At 65.9% G+C, this 23,129-nt stretch carries 14 protein-coding genes; 7 read left to right on the top strand and 7 right to left on the bottom strand.

Annotated features, from left to right (window positions below):
• Position 1 precedes the first annotated feature (1 nt).
• The 4 genes from BraRD5C2_RS08680 to BraRD5C2_RS08695 are packed head-to-tail and all read left to right on the top strand — an operon-like array spanning position 2 to position 5,424.
• The gene (locus BraRD5C2_RS08680) at positions 2-1,942 is read left to right on the top strand and encodes a glycosyltransferase (RefSeq protein WP_223967869.1); all 1,941 of its coding nucleotides are present in this window, start codon (positions 2-4) and stop codon (positions 1,940-1,942) included.
• 3 nt (positions 1,943-1,945) lie between these two features.
• Positions 1,946-2,686 (top strand): ABC transporter ATP-binding protein, encoded by a 741-nt coding sequence (locus BraRD5C2_RS08685; protein ID WP_223967870.1) that lies wholly within the window; start codon positions 1,946-1,948, stop codon positions 2,684-2,686.
• Positions 2,683-4,107, top strand: coding sequence for a glycosyltransferase family 4 protein (locus BraRD5C2_RS08690; RefSeq protein WP_223967871.1), 1,425 nt, complete (start codon positions 2,683-2,685; stop codon positions 4,105-4,107). The genes BraRD5C2_RS08685 and BraRD5C2_RS08690 overlap by 4 nt, the downstream gene beginning before the upstream one ends.
• A 6-nt stretch (positions 4,108-4,113) precedes the next feature.
• Entirely contained in the window at positions 4,114-5,424 is a 1,311-nt protein-coding gene (locus tag BraRD5C2_RS08695) for an O-antigen ligase family protein (protein WP_223967872.1), read from the top strand.
• A 180-nt stretch (positions 5,425-5,604) separates the two neighbouring features.
• Here BraRD5C2_RS08695 and BraRD5C2_RS08700 read toward each other — a convergent pair whose 3' ends face one another.
• Complete coding sequence (locus BraRD5C2_RS08700; RefSeq protein WP_223967873.1) at positions 5,605-6,840, bottom strand: ABC transporter substrate-binding protein; 1,236 nt, start codon at positions 6,838-6,840, stop codon at positions 5,605-5,607.
• A gap of 159 nt (positions 6,841-6,999) precedes the next feature.
• Here BraRD5C2_RS08700 and BraRD5C2_RS08705 point away from each other — a divergent pair, with 159 nt between their 5' ends.
• Entirely contained in the window at positions 7,000-9,153 is a 2,154-nt protein-coding gene (locus tag BraRD5C2_RS08705; protein WP_223967874.1) for a carbamoyltransferase C-terminal domain-containing protein, read from the top strand.
• On the opposite strand, the gene BraRD5C2_RS08710 is transcribed toward BraRD5C2_RS08705, so the two are convergent.
• The 5 genes from BraRD5C2_RS08710 to BraRD5C2_RS08730 all read right to left on the bottom strand — a co-directional run bounded on the left by BraRD5C2_RS08710 (position 9,113) and on the right by BraRD5C2_RS08730 (position 16,346).
• Positions 9,113-10,048 (bottom strand): DMT family transporter, encoded by a 936-nt coding sequence (locus BraRD5C2_RS08710; RefSeq protein ID WP_223967875.1) that lies wholly within the window; start codon positions 10,046-10,048, stop codon positions 9,113-9,115. The two genes, BraRD5C2_RS08705 and BraRD5C2_RS08710, sit on opposite strands and share 41 nt — an antisense overlap.
• 84 nt (positions 10,049-10,132) lie before the next feature.
• Positions 10,133-11,002, bottom strand: coding sequence for an NAD(P)-dependent oxidoreductase (locus tag BraRD5C2_RS08715; RefSeq protein ID WP_223967876.1), 870 nt, complete (start codon positions 11,000-11,002; stop codon positions 10,133-10,135).
• 3 nt (positions 11,003-11,005) lie between these two features.
• Positions 11,006-12,137 (bottom strand): peptide chain release factor 2 gene (prfB, locus tag BraRD5C2_RS08720; RefSeq protein ID WP_223967877.1). Its coding sequence is split into 2 segments (ribosomal slippage): positions 11,006-12,067 and positions 12,069-12,137, totalling 1,131 coding nucleotides; the frame shifts between segments, so codons are not numbered across the junction.
• Between the two features lie 106 nt (positions 12,138-12,243).
• The gene (locus BraRD5C2_RS08725) at positions 12,244-14,745 is read right to left on the bottom strand and encodes a penicillin-binding protein 1A (protein WP_223967878.1); all 2,502 of its coding nucleotides are present in this window, start codon (positions 14,743-14,745) and stop codon (positions 12,244-12,246) included.
• Between the two features lie 281 nt (positions 14,746-15,026).
• The gene (locus BraRD5C2_RS08730) at positions 15,027-16,346 is read right to left on the bottom strand and encodes an N-acetylmuramoyl-L-alanine amidase (protein WP_223967879.1); all 1,320 of its coding nucleotides are present in this window, start codon (positions 16,344-16,346) and stop codon (positions 15,027-15,029) included.
• A 706-nt stretch (positions 16,347-17,052) separates the two neighbouring features.
• Between BraRD5C2_RS08730 and BraRD5C2_RS08735 the strand changes: the two genes are divergently transcribed.
• A complete protein-coding gene (locus BraRD5C2_RS08735; protein WP_223967880.1) occupies positions 17,053-20,262 on the top strand; it encodes an Rne/Rng family ribonuclease in 3,210 nt (1,069 codons plus the stop codon).
• A 106-nt stretch (positions 20,263-20,368) separates the two neighbouring features.
• The gene (locus BraRD5C2_RS08740) at positions 20,369-21,601 is read left to right on the top strand and encodes an NAD(P)/FAD-dependent oxidoreductase (RefSeq protein ID WP_223967881.1); all 1,233 of its coding nucleotides are present in this window, start codon (positions 20,369-20,371) and stop codon (positions 21,599-21,601) included.
• Positions 21,602-21,614: 13 nt separating this feature from the next.
• On the opposite strand, the gene BraRD5C2_RS08745 is transcribed toward BraRD5C2_RS08740, so the two are convergent.
• A complete protein-coding gene (locus tag BraRD5C2_RS08745) occupies positions 21,615-22,949 on the bottom strand; it encodes a dicarboxylate/amino acid:cation symporter (RefSeq protein ID WP_223967882.1) in 1,335 nt (444 codons plus the stop codon).
• Positions 22,950-23,129 lie beyond the last annotated feature (180 nt).

Here is a 23,129-nt window from a genome sequence, read left to right on the forward strand (position 1 = left end):
CATGATTGGTCTGAACGCGCCGGCCCGGCGTCCGTCGGTGTTGCACATCTTCAAGGTCTACTACCCCGACCTGTTCGGCGGCACGCTGACCGTGATCCGCGACATCTGCGCCTCCCTGAAGGACACGTTCGACGCTGCCGTGCTGGTCTGCTCGCGCGCCGGCGGCGAGCGGCAGATCGTGGTCAATGACGTTGCCGTCGAGCGCGTGCATTCGTTCGGCGATGTGCTGTCGCTGCCGGCGGCGCCGACCTATCCGTGGCGGCTGTGGCGCCGCATCGCCGAGCACGATCTGCTGGCGCTGCACGCCCCCTTCCCGCTCGCCGACCTGGTGTTCGCGCTCGGGCTCGGCCGCGCGCGTCCACTGGTGGTGCACTGGCACGCCGATATCGTCTCGCACGCGGCGTTGCGCTTTCTGGTCGAGCCGATGATGCGGCGGACCTTGCGCCGTGCCGCCGCGATCATCGTCTCCGATCCGGTGCTGATCGAAACCACGCCGCTGCTGCAGGAATTTGCCGACAAGTGCCACGCCGTTCCGTTCGGCGTCGATGTCGAGAAGTATGACCGCCCCGCCGCGCAAGCCGACGACGTCAACGCCCGCGGCCGCCTCGTTCTCGCCTGCGGCCGGCTGGTGCCCTACAAGGGTTTTGACGTGCTGGTGCGCGCCGCCCACGCCCGCAATTTCGAGGTCTGGATCGTCGGCGAGGGCCGCGAGCGCGACCATCTCGAGCAGCTGATCCGCGAATACGGCTTGCAGGATCGCGTCCGCCTGCTCGGCTCGGTGTCCGAGAGCGAACGCGTCAAGCTGATGCGCATCGCCGACGTCTTCGTGATGCCGTCGGTGACCAATGCGGAAACCTTCGGGCTGGCCCAACTCGAGGCGATGGCGGCGAGTCGGCCGATCGTCAACACCGCGCTCGACACCGGCGTTCCGCATGTCGCCCGCGACGGCCTCGAGGCCATCACCGTGCCGCCCGGCGATCCCACAGCCCTCGCCGACGCCATCGAGACGCTGATCAACGACCCCGAGCGGCGCCGCCGCATGGGGCAGGCCGCGCGCCATCGCGCGATCACGAAATACTCGACATCAGCCTTCAAGGAGGGAGTGGAGACGGTGTACCGCAAGGTCGTTACCGAAGAGGCCGCCGCAAAGGACGCAGGGTCGTCAGCCCCAGCCCCGCGCCCCCGAACGGCCGGTCTCGTCGGCGCGATCCAGATCGCGGCAGCGCTGGCCTGGTCAGACGTCCGCCATCGCTACGTCCGCTCCCTCCTTGGACCCTTCTGGATGTCGATCCAGATGGCGATCATGGTGGCCGTGCTCGGCTCGGTCATCGGCCATCTCTCCAACGCCAGCGCGGTGGCGCGGCTGCCGATGCTGGCGGCGAGCCTCACCGCCTGGACCTTCCTCAACAGCGTCGTGCTCGACGCCACCACCGCGCTGCAGGGCTCGGCCAGCCTGATCAAGGATCGCGCGCTGCCGCCAGTGATCTTCCTGCTGCAATGTACCTTCCGCCAGGCGCTGTTCGCGGCCCACAACGCGGTCGTGCCGCTGATCCTGTGGCTCGCGCTGACACCGCGGGATGTCGGCGGCGCGATCGCCGCCCTGCCCGGCCTCGTCCTGTTCGTCATCTGCGCGCTCGGGGTGTGCCTCGTGCTCGGCGCGCTGGCAACGCGCTACCGCGACATCAAGCCGATCATCGAGTCCTCGCTGACGCTGGCCTTCCTGGCTTCGCCGATCATCTGGACGCCTGAGATGATCGATCGCGGCTCTACCGTGATGCGGCTCAATCCGCTGACCCATCTCTTCGCAGTCTGGCGCGACCCGCTGGCATCGGGCCATGTCGCGACGACGAGCGTGATCTACGTGCTGGCCTGCCTTGCCGCGCTCGCGGTCGCGGCGACCGTGACGGTCGCTCAATTGCGCAAAGCGGCATTCTGGATCTAGCACATGGCAAGCATCGACCTCCGCGACGTCTGCCTCGATTATCCGCTGTACGGCGCCTACGACTTCTCGCTGAAGCGCCGCCTGCTCGGCCGCCTGTTCCGCCAGACCAGCGAGATGCGCACCATCCGCGCGGTCGACAATATCTCGATCGAGGCGAAGGCCGGCGCCCGCATCGGCCTCGCCGGGCCGAACGGCTCCGGCAAGTCCACTTTGCTGCGGCTGATCGCCGGCGTGTTTCCGGCAACCAGCGGCGAGGTCGCGATTTCCGGCAACATCGTGCCGCTGCTTGGCCTCGGCGCCGGCGTCAATCTCGACTTCGTTGCGGCCGACAATATCAACCTGCTGCTGCGGATCTCAGGACGCAAGCCGACGCCGGCGATCCTGGACGAGATCTGGGCCTTCACGGAGCTGGAGGCGCGCATGCAGCGGCTGCCGCTGCGCATGTTCTCGTCGGGCATGCTGATGCGCGTGCTGTTCGCGACCGCAACCGCCTTTCCCGCCGACATCCTGCTGCTCGACGAATGGCTCAGCGTGGTCGACGAGAATTTCTCGGCCAAGGCCGAGCAGCGGCTGCGCAAGATGGTCGAGGCCGCGGCGATCGTGATCATCGCCTCGCACGACCAGGGGCTGCTGCGCCGGACCTGCAACCGCATCATCAATCTCGATCACGGCCGCATCACCAGCACCGTTGCGCTGGATCCACCCATCCCGCATCACCTCGAGCTCACAGAAATAACCGCATGACAAAGATCCTGGTCGTCAGCGAGGCGCTCGGCGAACCCAACCACAAGCGCGGCATCTTCCATTTCACACGCGAACTGATCCGCTCGCTGGCCGGCGACGGCCATGAGCTGACGCTGTTGGTCGAGACCACGCGCCGCTACCGCAAGCTGCGCCAGCGCCAGCAGCGCACCAGGCTGCTGCCCGACGGGTCGCGGCTGATCGAATTGCTCGCGCTCTATCGCTTCCTCGACGAGGCCGACATGAATGCGCCCGTCATGCGCAGCAGCGGCGGCCTGCGCCGCACCGTCGACTGGTTCCGCGGCAAGCTGCGCGCCGCGACCTCGCTGGAATTCGCGGTCAGCTTCCTGCGCGCGCTCCATCTGCTGCCGGCCGGCGTCAGCCTGATCGAGAACCATGCCGACGGCCTCGAATACATCCCGACCGATTTGCGCCATCTCAGGCTGTTCGGCGACTTCCTGCTCGAGCCCGGCTTCTACAGCTATCAGGACACCTCGGCACTGCTGCGGCTACCGCCGCCGCGGGTCGATGCGCGCGGCTATGACGTCATCCTCGTCGACACGCCGACGCGGGTCGCGATCCAGCGCAAGCGCGGCGCCAAGGTGATCTGCGTGGTGCACGACCTGCTGCCGCTCACCGACCTCAAGCTCAGCGACGTCGCAACGCGGCTGTTCCTGTCGCGCCTGTTCACCAGCCTGCAGCAGGCCGACGAGCTCGCTTTCGTCTCGAATTACAGCCTTGGCCGCTTCCGCGCTTTGCTTCCGCAGTTCGCGCATCTGCCAGCGCGGGTGGTCTATCCCCGCACCAGGTTCGATGCACAGGCGCTGCCGGCAGCCGGTGCGCCGAGCGGACGGCCATACTTCGTCGTGATCGTCTCCGCCGAGCCGCGCAAGAACCTCGCCGCGGTCATCCGCGCCTTCCGCAAATTGCCCCAGGCCGATCTCGTCGTGATCGGCTACACCGGCGCGCCCAGCCTGACCCGCAATGCACCACCCAATGTCCGCTTTTCCGGCTATGTCGAGGAGCACGAGAAAGCCGCCCTGATTGCCGATGCCCATGGCTTGATCATGCCGAGCCTCGCCGAAGGCTTCGGCGTGCCGATCATCGAGGCGCTGGCCGTCAACACGCCGGTGCTGTGTTCGGATATCGCCGTGTTCCGCGAAGTCGCCGGCGAGCTCGCCGATTATTTCGACCCGTTCTCGATCGAATCCATCGGCGCCTCGGTCACCCGGGTTCTGGCGGAGCAAGAGCAATGGCGGAACAAGATCCGCGAGTGCCGGACCGAGCTCACCGAGCGCTTCGGCCACCACACCCAGGCGCGCGACCTGCTGTCGCATCGGCCGGCCCCTGATGTCGCGACCGCCGCGGCGGCGCTCACCGCCGCGATGGCGACCTTCAACGGCGCGACCGCGCACAGTGTGTGACGGGTCATGAGCACTGATTCCGACTCCATCCGTCTCGCCATCGCGCCGGTCCTGCATTGGCGGGATCGTGTCCGCGCCTGGCCTGGCTCGGCTGCCTATGCCCGTGCGACCGACATCCTGATCGCACTCGCCGCGGCTTCGCTGCCATGGTCAACGACGGCGCTCGCCGTCTTCATGCTGCTGTGGCTCGTCGCCGTGATCCCGACCATCGATTGGGAGCAGTTCATTCTCGACCTCGCGCAACCGGCCTTTGCATTGCCGGTTGCGCTGGTCATGCTCGCCGTGCTCGGCCTGGCCTGGTCGGAAGCCGGCTGGGCCGAGCGGCTGCAAGGCATCAAGCCGCTGAGCAAGCTATTGCTGCTGCCGTTCCTGCTCGGCTACTTCCAGCGCTCGCAGCGCGGGTTTTGGGTGTTCCTGGCTTTCCTGGCGTCGTGCACGCTGCTGATGATGCTGTCCTGGATCGTGCTGGCGGTGCCGCAGCTCAAGCTCGCGCACACCGCCTCCGACGGCGTGCCGGTCAAGAACTACCTCGACCAGAGCCAGGAATTCGTGCTGTGCGCCTTCGCACTGATGCTGCCGGCGTTGACGGCGCTGCGGGCCCGGCAATGGCGCATCGCAGCCGGCGTCCTTGCATTGATCCTGCTGTTCGTCGCCAACATGTTCTATGTCGTCTCGGCGCGGACCGCGCTGGTCACCATGCCCATCTTGCTGGTCCTGTTCGCCTCGCTGCATTTGTCCCGCCGTGCCACGCGGCTGCTGTTCGCCGCTGTCGCGCTGGCGAGCCTGCTGGTGTGGACGACGTCCCCCTATTTGCGCCAACGCATCGCCGACGTCGGCGTCGAGTATCGCGCACATGACACGTCCGGGATCGCCTCCACAGCGCAGCGCCTGACCTATTGGCGCAAATCGGTGAAGTTCATCACCGAGGCGCCGCTCGTCGGGCACGGCACCGGTGCGATCAGGCACCTGTTCACGCAGGATGCGACAGGACAAACCGGCCTCGAGGCCGAGGTGATCAACAACCCGCACAACCAGACCTTCAATGTCGCGATCCAGTGGGGGCTCATTGGCGTGCTGCTGCTGTACGCGACGTGGATCAGCCACATCAGCCTCTTCACTAGCCGCGATCTCGTGAACTGGATCGGCCTCGCTGCCGTCGTGCAGAACATCACGAGCTCGCTGCTGAACTCGCATCTGTCCGATTTTCACGAGGGCTGGATGTATGTGATCGGCGTCGGCGTCGCCGGCGGCATGGCGCTGCGCGCCCGCCGGCCGGAGAAGATCTTGGCGGACACCTGTGGTGCGCCGCCGCACTAATACCGCGCAACATATTCGGTGTCGTCCCGGCGAAGGCCGGGACCCATAACCACCGATGCTGCTTGTCGCGCAACGCTGGAACGACGAGTCCCGTTTACAACGACCGCCGCGGCGTATGGGTCCCGGCCTTCGCCGGGACGACGGTGGTGTTGCGATACAAGCAGTGCCTCCCATCACCGCCTACCGCGTCGCGTCGTGCCCGACCTCACCCGTGATGACGTCGCCGAACAGCTCCCACGCTTCGCCGTTGAATCGCATCAACTGCATCTGCTCGATCGGGAAGTAGTCGTCCGGCGAGGTGTTGACCATGACGCCCGGCAGCATCAGGTCGGAGTGGAAGTTCTTCAGATTGGCGGCCTGCTTCATCACGTTCTCGCGCGTGAGATTGTCACCGCATTGCTTCAGCACCTGCACCATGGCCTCGGCCTGCACATAACCATAGAGGTTGTTGGCGTTGCCCTTGTCGCCGTCGGGATAATACTTGTCCATGAAGGCGCGCCACTGCATGACGGGGGGATCCTTGTCCCAGGTCGGATCGGTCGGGTCCTTCAGATAGGCCGTCGAGATGATGCCCTTTGAATATTCGAGGCCCGCCGGCTTCAGCACCGAGGCGACCGAGGTCGCGGTGTTGGCGAGGAAGAATTTCGGCTTCCAGCCGAGCTCGCCCACCTTGCGGATCGCCTGCGCCGATCCCTTCGGCGCCGCCCAGGAGAAGAAGACGTCGGCGCCGGAATCGTGCAGCGCGACGATCTGCGAATCGATCGAGGGATCGGAGACCTCGTAGGACTTGTCGGCGATGATCATGTTGGCCTTGTCGCCGAGGCCGTCCTTCAGGCCCTTGAACTGATCCTTGCCGGCGTCGTCATTCTGCCAGAACACCGCGATCTTGCTGTCGGGGAATTTGTCGCGAATGTATTTCGCGTAGATGCGCCCCTCACTCTGGTAGTTGGGCTGAAAGCCCATCGTCCAGGGGAAGTTCTTGGGATCGCCGAACTTGGTGCCGCCGGAGGCGACGAACAATTGCGGCACTTTCTTGGCATTCATGTATTTCATGATCGCCGAATTCGACGGCGTGCCGAGCGGCTGGAAGATGAGCAGCACCTCGTCGCTCTCGACCAGCTTGCGCGCCTGCTCGATCGCCTTCGGCGGCGAATAGGCATCGTCGTAGCTGATGAAGTTGACCTTCCGGCCATTGATGCCGCCCTGCTCGTTGATCATCTTGAAGAACGCGGCCTCGGTCTTGCCGATCACGCCGTAGGACGACGCCGGGCCGCTATACGGCATGATGTTGCCGATCTTGATTTCGCCATCACTCGCGCCGGGATCGTATTTCTTCTGCGCCGTGGCCGAAGTCGTGATCAATGCGGCACTTGCGAAGGCCACAATCGCGCCAATATATCCGAGACGAGCCCGCATCATTTTCTCCCGATTTTTGTCGTTGGTTTTGGCGGCAAGTCTCGCAAGAGACGCATGTGCTGGCAAGCGCTGGGTTTTTCCGTTGGGCGAAACGGCATTGTTGCCTGGCGCTATTTATGATTGAAGTCGATCTGGGGATCACGAGTCGAGGCGTTCTGATTGCGTAAACCGGACATTCGCACCGGTCCGCGGCATCCGCGTATTGCGGCCGCGGGCTACGAGATCACGCGCCGCCTCAGCGAACGTGCGTTGGCGAAGCGTGGCCTGCACAAGGCCAATGGCGAGTTCGCGCAACGCACCATCGCCTCGATCCGCGAAAGGCTGCAGCGCGGCGAGACCGTCTACATCGCCGGCCTCGCCTGCCCCGGCACGCACAACACCGGCGTCGCGCTGGTCGAGGTCACCCAGAAGGACGGACCGCGCCTGATCGTCAACAACGAGGAAGAGCGCTTTTCCGGAAACAAACACACCAATGAGTTTCCGCAACACGCGCTCGACGACATGCGCAAGGTGTTGCAACGGATGGGCCGCGACATCGGCGACATCGCGGCCTTCGTCACGACGTGGGACTATCCGGCGCTGATCGCGATGCTGATCCGCACCTCGTTCGAGGAAGCGCCGGCCAGCTTCAAATTGCTGCGCGCGCCGGTCGCGCCCGCGATCAAGCTGCGGCACATGGACCAGGTGCGGCGCATCTCGCGCAAGCTCGGCAACATGTACGGGCTCGGAGAACAGCTGCCGCTGATCTGCATGCCACATCACGACAATCATGCCTGGTATTCTTTCACGGCCTCGCCCTTCGCCGACACGGGCGAGCGTGTCGCGATTGCGGTGCTCGACGGCACCGGCGACGTCGGTTCAATTTCGCTCTATGTCGCCGAGAACGGCGAGATGAAGCAGCTCTATTGCAATGAGAGCCTGTTCGACTCGCTCGGTGCTTTCTACACAGTGATCTCGTCGAGCCAGGGCGGCTGGACCTGGCTCTCCAGCGAGGGCCGCTACATGGGCGCTGCCGCCTGGGGCGACATGAACCGCGCTACCAATCCCTATTACCAGCGCCTGAAGGCGGTGCTGCAGCTCGGGCCCAACGGCAGCGTGCGGCTCAATCGCGCGATGGCCAATTGGTATGCCGATCCCGCCGACAATCCCTATCATCAGCCGCTGATCGATATTCTCGGCCCGCCGCTGCGGCCCGAGCAGCTCTGGAATCCCGACGCCGTGCTGCGCGTCGAGGACATCAATCACCGCCCCGACACCAAGGACCGCGTCGACAAGGCGGCCGCCACGCAATTGGTGCTCGAGGACGCGATGATCCATGTCATCGATCATCTCCTCCGCATCACCGGTACCGACCGCCTGGTGCTGACCGGCGGTGTGGCGCTGAACGCGCTCGGCAATATGCGGCTGCTCGAGCACTTCGACGAGGCGTGGTTCGAACGCGTGCAGCAGCGGAAGACCCGGTTGCATATGTGGGTGCCGCCGGTGCCCGGCGATCCCGGCGTGCCGATCGGCGCGGCCTGGCTGTTCGCGCATATGGCGGGCGCTGTGCGCGGCGCGCCGCTGTCGCACGCCTTCTATTGCGGCCTGCCGCCTTCGAACGCCGACATCACCGCGGCGCTGCGCGCCGACGACGTCGCCTCCACCGAGATCGGCAATGTCGCGACATCGGAAGGGCGCGATGCGGTTGCCGATCTGATGGCTGGCATGGTGGCCCAAGGCGGCGTGATCGCGATCTATCAGGGCGCGGCTGAAACCGGTCCGCGCGCGCTCGGCCATCGCTCGATCCTCGCCAACCCCTGCGACCCCGAGGTCCGCGAGCGGCTCAACAAGCGCGTCAAATATCGCGAGGCGATCCGGCCACTGGCGCCAATGGCGACGCTGCAGGCCGCGCGCGACTATTTCGAACTCGAAGACGGCGCGTCCGACGCCGACTACAACGCCTACAACTACATGGTGCTCACGGCGCATTCGAAGCCGGAGGCACGCGCGAAGATTCCCGCCGTGGTGCATGCCGACGGCACCGGCCGCATCCAGATCGTGCGCGAGGCCGACGATCCCCTCACCTATGCCTATCTGAAGGCGCTCGGGCGCCATATCGGCGTCGAGATGTCGGTCAACACGTCGTTTAACGTCGCGGGCCCGATCGCGCAGACGCCGGCGCAGGCAATGGACACGCTGCGTCGCTCCAGGGGGCTCGATGCCGTGGTGCTGGTCGCCGACGACGGCACCGCCTACGCGGCCTGGCACGGCGGCGAGCGCGACAGCGGCCGCTTCACCGGCTGGTATGCGGCGTGGAAGCAGGCGCGCGGCTGAACCAGATCAAGACGCGCCCGTCGATCAGGAGCAACGCGCTGGCGATCACGAGCGCGCCGATCACCTCGCGCGGCGCGACCGGCTCGCCGAGCACGAGATATCCGAGCAGCATCGCGGTGACCGGAAGCAGCAGCGTCACCAGCATCACATTGGTCGCGCCGGAGCGCTGCAGGATCTGGAAGAACACGATATAGGCCAGCGCCGTCGACAGCACCGCGAGCCCGAGCACGGCAAGCCACGTGGTCAGATGCGGTATCGGCAGCAGCCAAGGTCGTTCGGCCACGCCGGCAACGACTGCCATCATCACGCTGGAGGCCATCATCTGGAACGTCGCCGTGCCCAACGGCGGCACGCGCTGCGGCAGCCGCCGACCGACCAGCGCCGCGATGCCGTAGCTGAACGCGCCAGCGAGGCAGAGCAGGATGCCGATGCCCTGCCTGCTCTCGAAGCCGAGCGCATCACCATGCAGGATCGCGACCCCGATCAGCCCGACCACCACGCCCGCCACGCGGCGCGCCTGCAGCCGCTCCTCGCCGGCCACCGCCATCACGACCACCGCAAACAGCGGCGTCGTCGCATTGAGGATCGAGGCCAGCCCGCTCGGAATATAGGTTTGCCCGAACACGATCAGCGAGAACGGCAGCGCGTTGTTGAACAACCCCATCGCGGTGAACGGCGCCCAGCCGGACATACCACGCGGGAATTCGATCTTCCGCGCCCGCAGCAGCGGCAGCAGGATGAGCGCGCCGAGCACGACGCGCAGCAGCACCAGGGTCAACGGCGGCAATTCGCGCAGGATGACGCCGTTGAAGAAGAACGAGCCACCCCACAGCACCGACAGAAAGAGAAGCAGCCCCCAGTCGCGGCGATCGATCCTGTTGTCGGCGGAAGGCATGGCGGGCACTCATCTGCGCAGGTGCTGATGCCTAGCCGGGCGCGGCGGCGCTGGCCACCCGATTTCCGTGAATGGCGGCTCTGCCTATTTCGGCCGCGACACGATCTCGATCATCTGGCCTTCGTCGCCGTCGGGCGCATGGGCCCTCGCCTTGTCGTAGGCGGTGAGCGCGGCGCGGCTCACGGGCACGCCGGGCAGCAGCGTCTCGGCGAGCCGCACGGCGTAGTCGGCATCCTTGTGGCGCAGCGCCGCCGTGAACGATGCGCCGGAGAAATTGCGGTCGATCATCCGCTTGCTGTGGCGGATGATCTGCGGGCTCGCGATCGCACCGCTCGCCAGCGCCTCGGCCACCAATTGCATGTTGAGGCCGGCCTGCTCGGCGATTGCGACGCCCTCGGCGAGGCTTGCGATCTGCACCGCGCCGATCAGATTGTTGATCAGCTTGAACACGGTGCCGGTGCCGACCGCGCCGAAATGACGGATCGTGCTGCCGATCGGGGCAAGGAACGGCCGAGCCTTCTCGAGATCAGCGGCATCGGCGCCCACCAGCAGCGTCAGCTTGCCCGCGGCCGCCGCCTCGGGGAGCCCGGTGACCGGACAATCGATGTAGATCAGGCCGCGGCTGTTGAGCTCGCGCGCCATATCCAGCGTGTGCTGGTACGAGACCGTCGAGCACTCGATCGCCAGCGTGCCGGCCTTCATGGTGGCGGCGGCGCCGTCTTTGGTCAGCCAGACCGCGCGCGACGCCTCGTCGTCTGCGACCATGGTCACGACGGCATCGGCATCGATCGCGGCGTCCTCCGGCGAGGTCGCCCACAGCGCGCCGCGCGCGATCAAATCCTCGGCCTTGGCCTTGCTCCGGTTCCACACCGCAACGGTGAAACCGGCATCGAGATAACGGCCGGCCATGCCGTGGCCCATGCGTCCCAATCCGATGAAAGCGACGCGCGTCATGGGCTAATCCACATCCTCGACGGAGCCGGGCCCAGTGCCGAACGCACGCTGCGCCAGGGTCGCCGCCATGAATTCATCGAGATCGCCGTCGAGCACCCCCGACGTATCGGAGGTCTGCACGCCGGTGCGCAGATCCTTCACCATCTGGTAGGGCTGCAAGACGTAGGAGCGGATCTGGTGACCCCAGCCGATGTCGGTCTTGGCGGCCTGATCGGCAGCCGCCTGCTCCTCGCGCTTCTTGAGCTCGATCTCGTAAAGCCGTGCGCGCAGCATGTCCCAGGCCTGTGCCCGGTTCTTGTGCTGGGAGCGTCCGGCCTGACAGACCACCGCGATGCCGGTCGGAATGTGCGTCAGGCGCACTGCCGACTCGGTCTTGTTGACGTGCTGACCGCCGGCGCCGCCCGACCGCATCGTGTCGGTGCGGACATCGGACTCTTTGATCTCGATCTTGATCGAGTCGTCGATGACCGGGAAAATCTGCACCGACGAGAACGACGTGTGCCGCCGCGCGTTGGAATCGAACGGCGAGATGCGCACCAGGCGATGCACGCCGGCCTCGGTCTTCAGCCAGCCATAGGCATTGTGGCCGGAGATCTGGATGGTGGCCGATTTGATGCCGGCCTCTTCACCCTGCTGCTCCTCGAGGAACTCGATCTTGAAGCCGTGCTTCTCCGCCCAGCGCGTGTACATGCGCAGCAGCATCTGCGCCCAGTCCTGGCTCTCGGTGCCGCCGGCGCCGGCATGGACCTCGAGATAGGAATCGAACTTGTCGGCCTCGCCCGAGAGCAGCGCTTCCAGCTCGCGCCGGGCGACCTCCTTCTTGAGGTCCTTCAGTGCCTTCTCGGCCTCGGCGACCACGGCCGCATCGTTCTCAGCTTCGCCGAGCTCGATCATGCCGATATTGTCTTCGAGCTCGCGCTCGACCTTGCCGATGCCCGAGAGCGAGTCCTCCAGCGAGGTGCGCTCCTGCATCAGCCGTTGGGCCTTCTGCGGATCGTTCCAGAGATTGGGGTCTTCAGCGAGCTTGTTCAGCTCAGCGAGGCGTGCCGTCGATTGTTCGACGTCAAAGATGCCTCCTCAGCAGCCCGACTGACTGCTTGATCTCTTCAACAAGGCGTTCGATTTCCGCGCGCATGGTCTTTCAGGTGTTGGTGAAAAAGCTTGCCGGGGATGTAACGACCGGCGCGGCAAAGCGCAATCGGCTTGGCCACGCTATCCCGGCGATTCGGCCGAAACGACCGCTAATACAGCCCCCCGGTTCCCGGTCGCATGAAGAAGCCGCCATCGGGCTGCCCACCACTCTGCGACGGCTGCGGACCGGGTGCAGGGCCGCGGCCATCGGCATCGGCGACACCGATCACCGAGTAGTTGTCCGGCGGCGCGGTGCCCGGCTTGAAGGCTTCGAGGATGGTGTTGCCGCCATCGCCCGGGCCGGCGCGCATGCCGGTCTTGGCGTCGACGCGGATCAGCTTGATGCCGGCCGGCACCTTGAACGGGGTCGGCGGCTTGTCGGCGAGCGCAAGCTTGAGGAAGTCGCGCGCGATGGGAGCTGCCACGTGACCGCCGGTGGCGGTGCGGCCGAGATTGCGCGGCTTGTCGTAGCCCATGTAGACGCCGACCGCGAGATCCGGCGAGAAGCCGACGAACCAGACGTCCTTCTCGTCGTTGGTGGTGCCGGTCTTGCCGGCGATCGGCTTGCCGACCTCCTTGACGACGGTCGCGGTGCCGCGCTGGACCACGCCTTCCATCATCTCGGTGATCTGATAGGCGGTCATCGGATCGAGCACCTGCTCGCGGCGGTCGACGAGCTGCGGTTCCGGCTGGCTCTTCCAGCCGCCCGGCGCGTCGCAGCCGCGGCATTCGCGGCTGTCGTGCTTGAAGATGGTGTGGCCGTAGCGATCCTGGATGCGATCGATCAGCGTCGGCTTCACGCGACGGCCGCCATTGGCGAACATCGAATACGCCGTGACCATACGCATCACCGTCGTTTCGCCGGCACCCAGCGCATACGACAGATAGTTCGGCAGTTCGTCATAGACGCCGAAGCGTTTGGCGTACTCGCCGACTAGCGGCATGCCGATGTCCTGCGCGAGCCGCACCGTCACGGTGTTGAGCGAGCGCTGCAACGCGTTGCGCAGCGTGGTCGGGCCGTAATACTTGCCGGACGAATAATTCTCCGGACGCCACACGCCGGCGCCCTGCCCCTGATCGATCTCGATCGGCGCATCGATCACGGTGGTCGACGGCGTATAACCATTGTCCAGCGCCGACGAGTACACGATCGGCTTGAACGACGATCCGGGCTGCCGGTAGGCCTGCGTCGCACGGTTGAACTGGCTCTGGTCGAACGAGAAGCCGCCGACCATCGCGAGCACGCGGCCGGTCCACGGATCCATCGCCACCATTGCGCCGGAGACTTCAGGCAATTGCCGCAGGCGATACTGGCCCTCGACCGCACTGCCGTCCTTGGTCACCAGCGGGTCGGCATAGATCACGTCGCCCGGCTGCAGCACCTGCGAAACCGCCGTCGGCGCCTTGCCCTTGCTCTTCGCCCAGCGCACGCCGTCCATCGTGATGATGCCGGTCTGCCGTTCCTTGCTGACCGCGCCGCCGAGCTCGCGGCCCGGCTGGAAGCCGATCCGCGCCGACTGATCACTGGTCTCGAGCACGACTGCCATCCGCCACGGCGAGATGTCGGAGAGCGATTTGACGTCGGCCAGCTTGACGCCCCAGTCGCCGGAGACGTCGAGCTTGTGCACCGCCCCGCGCCAGCCCTGCGCCTCATCGTAATTGACGAGGCCGGCGACCATGGTCTTGCGCGCCATCACCTGGATCTTGGGATCCAGCGTGGTGCGGACCGACAGGCCGCCCTCATAGAGCTTCTTTTCGCCGTAGCGCTCGAAGATGTCGCGGCGGACTTCCTCGGCGAAATATTCGCCGGCGAAGATGTGCGCGCCGTTCGAGCGACTGGTGACGTTGAGCGGGTCCTTGCGCGCCTTGTCGGCGTCGGCCTGCTTGATCCAGCCGTTCTCCAGCAGGCGGTCGATCACATAGTTGCGGCGCTCGATCGCACGGTCACGGTTGCGCACCGGATGCAGCGCGGCCGGCGCCTTCGGCAGCGAGGCCAGATAGGACGCCTCCGCGATCGTCAGCTCATTGACCGACTTGTCGAAGTAAACCAGCGACGCGGCCGCAATGCCGTAGGCGCCGAGCCCGAGATAGATTTCGTTCAGGTAGAGCTCGAGGATGCGATCCTTGGAATAGGCGCGCTCGATGCGCATCGCCAGCAAGGCTTCCTTGATCTTGCGCGCGAACGAGACCTCGTTGGTCAGCAGGAAGTTCTTGGCGACCTGCTGGGTGATCGTCGAGGCACCCTGCGGGCGGCGGTTGGAGCCGTAGTTCTGCGCGTAGACGATCGCAGCGCGCGCCATGCCCTGATAGTCGATGCCGCCATGCTCGTAGAAGTTCTTGTCTTCGGCAGCGAGGAACGCGTTGATCACGAGCTTCGGCACCGCCTGGATCGGCAGATAGAGCCGGCGCTCCTTCGAGTACTCGCCGAGCAGCGCGCCGTCGGCGGCGTGCACGCGGGTCATCACCGGCGGCTCGTAGTCCTGGAGCTGCGAATAGTCGGGCAGATCCTTGGAGAAATGCCAGATGGCGCCGGCGACGGCGGCGACACCGACCAGGAACACGACCGTTCCGGCGGCGAACAAGAAACCCATGAACCGCACGAGCAGGCGCATTATCGACGTTCCGTTCCTACCCTCCGGCGCTCAATCGTCAGAAGCGCCTGTCCAAAAGTGCGAAGCCTCACATAACGGAGGCCTTTACATCGTCGAGGCCTTTGCATTGAGGCCTTACTTCAAAGCCTTGGCCCAGCGAGCCGCCTTGCGCACGCGAATAAACAAAAGCCGCCGGACAATATGGTCGATTCTGCGGACCTGCGGTCCCTTGTCTATAGCGTCGCCGCTGTGGCCAAACTAGGGCTTCCGGGCCACGGCCCGGGCTTTTCAGACGGCCAATTTCACTTTGCAGGTCCGGCGGTTGCCAGCCGTTTGGCGAAGAACGCGTCGATCGCCTGGACCATCGATCCGACGGCCTTGTTGCGCCAGTTCTCGGAGATCAGATGCTCGAGGTCGCCCTTGTTGGAGACATAGCCTATCTCGACCAGAACCGACGGCACGTCGGGCGCCTTCAGCACCCGGAAGCCGGCCGATTTCAGCGGATGCTTGTGCATCCGCACCGTGGACTTCATCTCGTCCATCAGCAGGCGGGCGAAGCGGTTGGAGAAGGTCTTGGTCTCGCGTTGCGCGAGGTCGATCAGGATGTCGGCGACCTCGGTCGGCTCGTCGGTCAGGTTCACGCCGGCGATCGCGTCGGCCTTGTTTTCCGCTTCCGCCAGCCGTTCGGCCTCGGCGTCGGAAGCCTTGTCCGACACGGTGTAGATCGTGGCGCCCTGGGCGTCGCCCTCGCGGCGCGGCAAGGCATCGGCATGGATCGAGACAAACAGTGCCGCGGATTGCGAGCGGGCGATCTTCACCCGGTCGTTGAGCGGGATGAAGGTGTCGTCAGACCGGGTCATGACCACGCGATATTTGCCCGACTTCTCGATCCGATCGCGCAAAGCGAGGCCAAAGCCCAGCACCAGGCTCTTCTCGGTCTGGTCGCCGGACTGGGTGCCGTTGTCGATGCCGCCGTGCCCGGGATCGATCACGATCAGCGGACGCGAGTCGGTGGTCGCAACCGGCGGCAATGCCGCCGTGGTGACGGCGGGGATGCTTGCCGTGTTGCCTTCGGAGATCGCGGGCTTCAATTCGGGCCGGCTCTCCGGCGCGAGCGACTGCACGAAGCTGGTGCGATCGACCTGCTCGAAGTCGAGCACCAGCCGCGGCGGCTGGCCATTGGCGGCATCGAGCACATAGGAATTGGCGATCTTCACCGGGCCGGTCATGTCGAACACGATTCTGGAGCCGCCGGGCATCACGAGGCCATAGCGGAACGCCTTCACCAATCCCCGCGCCGCCGCGCCGGTGCCGGCAGCAAGCTGGAAACTGACCTGCGGGATATCGACCACGACACGGTAGGGGTCGGCCAACGGGAAAGCCCGAAACTCGATCTTGCGGTCGAGATCGAGGATGAATCGGGTCTGCTTGTCGTCGCCGGCGAGCCTGGCGCCGGATGCGACCGGGAAATTCGGAGCGTTGGCGGCAGAAGCAGTGGCGGCCGGCTGGCCGTCCTTTGGTCCCTCGGCCGCGCTCGGGGCGCTGGCCACGGCAAGCGCCAATGCTGCAGCGCACAACAGCCCGCATCCCAAGAAAACAAGGTGTTTTGCGCGGTTCTCCACCCGATTCGGAGCCTCCCAGCTGCTTCTTACCGCATTAGAACCGCACGGTTAATCGCAGGCTAATGACGCGCCGGTGAAAAGAACCGAGTGTTGCGGCGGCGTGACGCTTCCCTTGCACGCGACGGGCAATCCACGTATGTACGGAGTTGCTGACGGCTAGTACTCCCGGTTGTGTCACGTTCAGCCTCTTGGTGCAGCGGTGGAACCTTCCAAGTCGAAGATCCCGCCGTGTTTTTCCGGTCCCTCCCCAGCCAGCGCCGCGCGCGGCTGACACGGAGAGGCGGATTCAAGCCCGAGCGGCGTCCGGTCCCAGACACACTCCCTCGCCAGAGGGACGGTTTGAGACACGGCGTAACCGATTATCCGGCCCCTTGGGGCCTCGATATGCGATGGCCGGCAGGTGCTTCGGCGCCAGGCGGGGCCTTCAGCAAAAGATACGGCGGTCAATTTCGCCGCCAACATGTTTAGACGGGCCGACGCTTAATGCGCCAGACTGCATTGCCGACCAGGATCCCCCCAATGATCGCGCTGACGCGAGGTGAAAACTTCGCCCGTCGCATCATCCCGGTGGGTTCCCGTCCGGCGCTGCGCCGCGAGACGCGTTTTGGCCTTCCCCTCACCCCCGAATCAGGTGGACCGTCGCGTCACCGGGCGGCGCAGTTTGCGCGCGCCTTGATCCGCGCCCGCCGCCGTCAAGAGCCCCAAAATGCCCAACAAGATGTTGATCGATGCCACCCACCCGGAAGAGACCCGGGTCGTCGTGGTCCGCGGCAATCGCGTCGAAGAGTTTGATTTCGAGACCGCCCAGCGCAAACAACTGCGCGGCAACATTTACCTCGCCAAGGTCACGCGCGTAGAGCCGTCGCTGCAGGCTGCCTTCATCGAGTATGGCGGCAACCGACACGGCTTCCTGGCCTTCAGCGAAATCCATCCCGACTACTACCAGATCCCGGTCGCCGACCGTCAGGCGCTGATCGAAGCCGACGAGCGCGCCCATCGCGAGGCCGAGGAAGAGCACGAGAACCGCGGCCATCGCCGCCGGTCGCGCCATCGCAATGCCCGCCGCCGCGGCCATGGCGACCGTGTCCAGAGCGAGGTGATCGAGGGCGCGGGCGACGCGCAGGCGCAGCCGGCAGCCGAGGCTCACGAACATTCTGTCGATACGGGGCATCATGAACATGATGCCGGGCATCACGAGCACGGCGTGGTCGCCCATGAGGGTCACGAGCATGATGCGCATGATCATGCGCATCACGACGACCATCACCACGAGCATGAGCATGAGCATCACCATGACCATGGTCACGACGATCATGGCCACGATGATCACGATCATCACCACGACCATGATCATGCGCACGATCACGACCACGCCCCCGTCGTGAGCGAGGCGCCGGCCGCCGACGCGCCGTCCGATCCCGTTGTCGCGGTGGTCGAGGCCTCCGTTGCGTCAGCCGCGCCGGAATTCGTCGAGACCGCCGAGGTCAATCATGAGCCCGAGCGGGCCCGTGAGGAACAGGTCGCGGAAAACGCCGCGCATGCCGACGACGCGCCGCATGGGGCTGCCGACGAAGTCCACGCCGCCGCCGATGAGCACGGCGTCGCCGACTACGCAACGCCTGCGGACGGAGCCGCGGCCGAGGCCCGGCATGGCGACGATGCTGGCGAAGACGATGACGAGGATGACGGCGAGGAAGGCGAGGAAGAGGATGTCGTCGAGTCCGTCGGCGGCGACGATGTGCTCGAGGAGGTTCCGGAGCGCGCGTTCCGCCCCCGTCGCCAGTACAAGATCCAAGAAGTGATCAAGCGCCGGCAGGTGATGCTGGTGCAGGTCGTCAAGGAAGAGCGCGGCAACAAGGGCGCCGCGCTGACCACCTATCTCTCGCTCGCCGGCCGCTACGCCGTGCTGATGCCCAACACCGCGCGTGGCGGCGGCATCAGCCGCAAGATCACCTCGGCCCAGGACCGCTCGCGGTTGAAGGAAGTGGTGCAGGACCTCGACGTGCCCGAGGGCATGGGGATCATCCTGCGCACCGCCGGCGCCTCCCGCAGCAAGCCGGAGATCAAGCGCGACTTCGAGTACCTGATCCGGATGTGGGAGACGGTGCGCGACCTGACCTTGAAGTCGCAGGCGCCGACCCTGGTCTACGAGGAAGGCTCGTTGATCAAGCGCTCGCTGCGCGACCTCTACAACAAGGAAATCGACGAGATCCAGGTGGCGGGCGAAGCCGGCTACCGCGAAGCACGCGACTTCATGAAGATGTTGATGCCGGCCAACGTGCGCGCGGTGAAGCAATATCGCGACGGCCAGCCGCTGTTCTCGCGCATGGGCGTCGAAAGCCAGCTCGACGCGATGTTCTCGCCGACCGTGCAATTACGCTCCGGCGGCTACATCGTCATCAACCAGACCGAGGCGCTGGTCTCGATCGACGTCAACTCGGGCCGCGCCACGCGCGAGCACCATATCGAGGACACCGCGCTCAAGACCAATCTGGAAGCCGCGGAAGAAGTCGCGCGTCAATTGCGTCTGCGCGATCTCGCGGGCCTGATCGTCATCGACTTCATCGACATGGACGAGAAGCGCAACAACCGTGCGGTCGAGCGCAAGCTGTCCGACTGTCTGCGCCAGGACCGTGCCCGGATCCAGGTCGGCCGCATCTCGCATTTCGGCCTCCTGGAAATGTCGCGCCAGCGCATCCGCGCCAGCGTGCTGGAGAGCTCGACCGAGCCCTGCCCGCAATGCGGCGGCAGCGGTCACGTCCGTTCGGTCTCGTCGGTGGCGCTGCAGCTGCTGCGCGGCATCGAGGAAATCCTGATGAAGGGCGCGACCCACAATCTGGTGGTCCGCACCCGCACCGACGTCGCGCTCTACGTGCTCAATCACAAGCGCGGCCATCTGCGCGACCTCGAGGACTCCTTCCGCGTCTCGCTGTCGATCGTCGCCGACGCCACGGTGCACGGCCAGCAATCCTACATCATCGATCGCGGCGAACAGGTGCATACGCTCGAAGCCGCCAAGGCGCTGCTTGCTGCACAAGCTGCCGCTGCGCCGGCGCAGGCCGATGAGCCGGATGACGAGGAAGAACTGTTCGAATACGAGGCCGAGATCGAGACCGACGAGACCGAAGGCCTCGCCGACGACCGGGCGGCCGGCGAGGAATCGGGCGCCGCTGAGGGCGACAGCGACGGCCAGCGCCGCAAGCGCCGCCGCCGGCGTCGCGGCCGTGGTGGCGCCAACGAGCCGCGTGATGGCGCTCCGCAGCCGCGCGAGGACGGCGATCTGATGCATGTCATGCCCGATGGCACCGAGGCGGTTGCCGCCACGGATGCCGAAGGCGACGAGGATGAAGGCGGCGAAGCGCAGGGCGCGGCCGGCGACGACCAGGCCGGCAACGGCGATCGGCGTCCGCGACGCCGCGGACGTCGTGGCGGCCGCCGGCGGCGCGGCACTGGCGGACCGGAAGACGGTCTCGCCGGATCGATCTCCGATGAGTTGAGCCCCGCGGCGGCCCCCGAGGCCACCGATGCGGTCGCCGATTTCGACAGCCACGATGCGGAGCCGGCCCCCTCGCTCGCGCAGCCCGAGCTGTTTGCCCCGCCGACGGAATGGCAGCCGATCGAGGCCGCACCGGTTGAGGCGATTGCAGCACCCGAGCCCGAGCCTGTCGCGGCGCCTGCCGCCGAGGACACGGCGGACGCCGATCGCGCGCAGCGCCGCCGCTCGACTGTGCGTGAAAAGGTCAGCTTCGCGTCGAGCCCGCAGCCCGAGGCCGCGGCACTGGCTCAGAGCCCGGCGGAGGAACCTGCCCCTGAACCCGCAGCCGCTGCCCCGCAGTCCGCACCGGACGCCGCCACGGCCGAGGCTCCGGCCCGCAAGGGCTGGTGGTCGCGCCGCTTCGGCGGCGGCGGCAACTAGCGCCACCTGAAAGTCAAAACGCCCGGTTCACGCCGGGCGTTTTTATTGGACAGGCCATCCGTTCGTCAGACGCCGGCGTGACGGAGCCTGACGGAGACGGATCCCGATGCAAAGCGCGATCGTTCTTGGCGGCGGCATGGTGGGCGTCAGCACGGCGCTACACCTGCGACGCCGCGGCTGGTCGGTGACGCTCGTCGATCGCAAGGAACCGGGCCGCGAGACCAGCTACGGCAATGCCGGCATCATCCAGAGCGAGGCGGTGCGGCCCTATCCGATGCCGCGCGATCCGGCAACGCTCGCCAGGATCGCGATGGGACGCACCAACGACGTGCGCTACCGTCTGGCGTCGTTGCCCGGGCACGCCGGTCCGCTGCTGCGTTACTGGTGGAACTCGACGCCCGAGCGGCACCGCGAAGCCACCATCGCCTGGGCGCGCCTGATCGCCTACGCCACGGCAGAGCATGACACGCTGATCCGCGATGCGCATGCCGACAATCTGATCCGCCGCGCCGGCTATCGCCTGCTGCATCGCGACCCGGCGGCACTGGAGCAGGCGATCGCAGTCGCCGAAGAGAACCAGCGTGACTTCGGCGTGCAGTTTCGCGTGCTTGACGGCAGCGAGCTCGCCAAAGCCGAGCCCTTGCTGCGCGACGACTTGCCCGGCGCCATTCACTGGCTTGGGCCGTGGACCGTGTCGGACCCCGGCGGCCTCGTCTCGGCCTATGCCGGATTGTTCGAGCGTCTCGGTGGCACGCTGCTGCGCGGCGACGCGCAGACGCTGACCGAGACCACAACCGGCTGGTCGGTCGACACCACCGGCGGCCGGATCGATGCCGCCCACATCGTGATCACGCTCGGGCCATGGTCACCGCAATTGCTGCGCAAATTCGGCTACCGGATCCCGCTGGTACGCAAGCGCGGCTACCATATGCATTACCAGGGCGGTCGCTCGCTCGACCTGCCGCTGGTCGACACCGCGAATGGCTATGCGATGGCGCCGATGGCCAAGGGGATCCGCATCACGACCGGCGCGGAGCTGACCAGCCCCGATGCGCCGGCGACGCCGATCCAGCTTGGCCATGCCGAAGCGGCCGCACGCGAGCTGATCGAGATCGGCAGCCGTGTCGAGCCCGAGCCCTGGTTCGGCACCCGCCCCTGCACCACCGACATGCTGCCGGTGCTCGGGCCGGCGCCGCGCCATCGCGGGCTGTGGGTGAATTTCGGTCACGGCCATCAGGGCTTTACGCTCGGCCCGGCGACAGCACGGGTGCTGGCCGAAACGATGAACGGCGAGGCATCCTCGGTGGACACCTCGCCGTATCGGCTGGATCGCTTCTGACGTCGAAAGAAGATCAATCCGTCGTCAGGGCGGTCTCCAGGTCGGTCGGGTCGATCTGCCGGGCGAGATTGGCATTGAGCTTGTCGCGATCGAGCTCGCCCTCCCACCAGGCGACGATCACGCAGGCGACGCCGTTGCCGCACAGATTGGTCAGCGCGCGGCACTCGCTCATGAACTTGTCGATGCCGAGCACGATCGCCATGCCCGGCACCAGCCGCGGATCGACCACGGCAAGCGTTGCCGCCAGCGTGATGAAGCCCGCGCCGGTGATCCCCGAGGCGCCCTTCGAAGTCAGCATCGCCACCACCAGGATCGTGAGCTGCTGACTGAACGAGAGGTCGTAGCCCAGCGCCTGCGCGATGAACAACGTCGCCAGCGTCATGTAGATGTTGGTGCCGTCGAGGTTGAACGAATAACCCGTGGGCACCACGAGGCCGACCACGGACTTCGAGCAGCCGAGACGCTCGAGCTTCTCCATCAATGACGGCAGCGCGCTCTCGGAGGACGAGGTGCCGAGCACGATCAGGAGCTCGTCCTTGATGTAGGCCAGGAACCTGAAGATCGAGAACCCGGCGATCCGCGCGATGATGCCGAGCACCACGAGGACGAACAGGGCTGCGGTCAGATAGAAGGTCGCGATCAGCCCCATCAGGTTGAGGATGGCGCCGGTGCCGAACTTGCCGATGGTGAAGGCCATCGCGCCGAACGCACCGATCGGCGCCGCCCGCATCACGATCGAGATCACGCCGAACACCGCATGCGCGGCGTCGTCGATGAACGAGCGGATGGTGTGGCCGCGCTCGCCGAGGCCCATGATCGCAAAGCCGAACAGCACCGAGAACAGCAGCACCTGCAGGATCTCGCCCTGCGCGAACGCACCCACCACAGTGTCTGGAATGATGTGCAGCACGAAGTCGACGCTCTTCTGCGCTTCCGCCTGCTTGGCATAGCCGGCAACCGCCTGGGCGCTCGCCGCCGCGCCACCGAAGCCCGCACCCGGCTTCACGATATTGCCGACGAGCAAGCCGATCACCAGCGCGAAAGTCGAGACGACCTCGAAATAGACCAGCGCCTTGACGCCGATGCGGCCGACCTTCTTGGCGTCCTGGATATGGGCAATGCCCGAGACCACCGTGCAGAAGATGATCGGCGCGATCACCATCTTGATCAGCTTGATGAAGCCGTCGCCGAGCGCCTTGATCCACTCGTTGGTGGCAATGCCGGGCCACAACCAGCCAACCAGCGCGCCGAGCACGATCGCGATCAGAACCTGAACATAGAGAATCTTGTACCACGGCTTGCCACCGGCAGACGCCGGTGAAGCCGTGGCAACGGTTGCCGTTGCCATGTGTCACTCCCCCTCAGAAATGGCGGAAATAGCCAAGATCAACTTGGCCGTTCGAGTCAAACTGGAACTGTTTGCGCCCTGCCGCTTATCCGCGACGATCTGCCGCGCACCACGCGGCCGCGATCACGGCGCCGGATGCGAAATCGATCTGTCTGACAAGACGGAAAGATCTCGAACTTC

Source organism: Bradyrhizobium sp. RD5-C2 (assembly GCF_019972155.1).
Classification (GTDB): Bacteria; Pseudomonadota; Alphaproteobacteria; order Rhizobiales; family Xanthobacteraceae; genus Bradyrhizobium.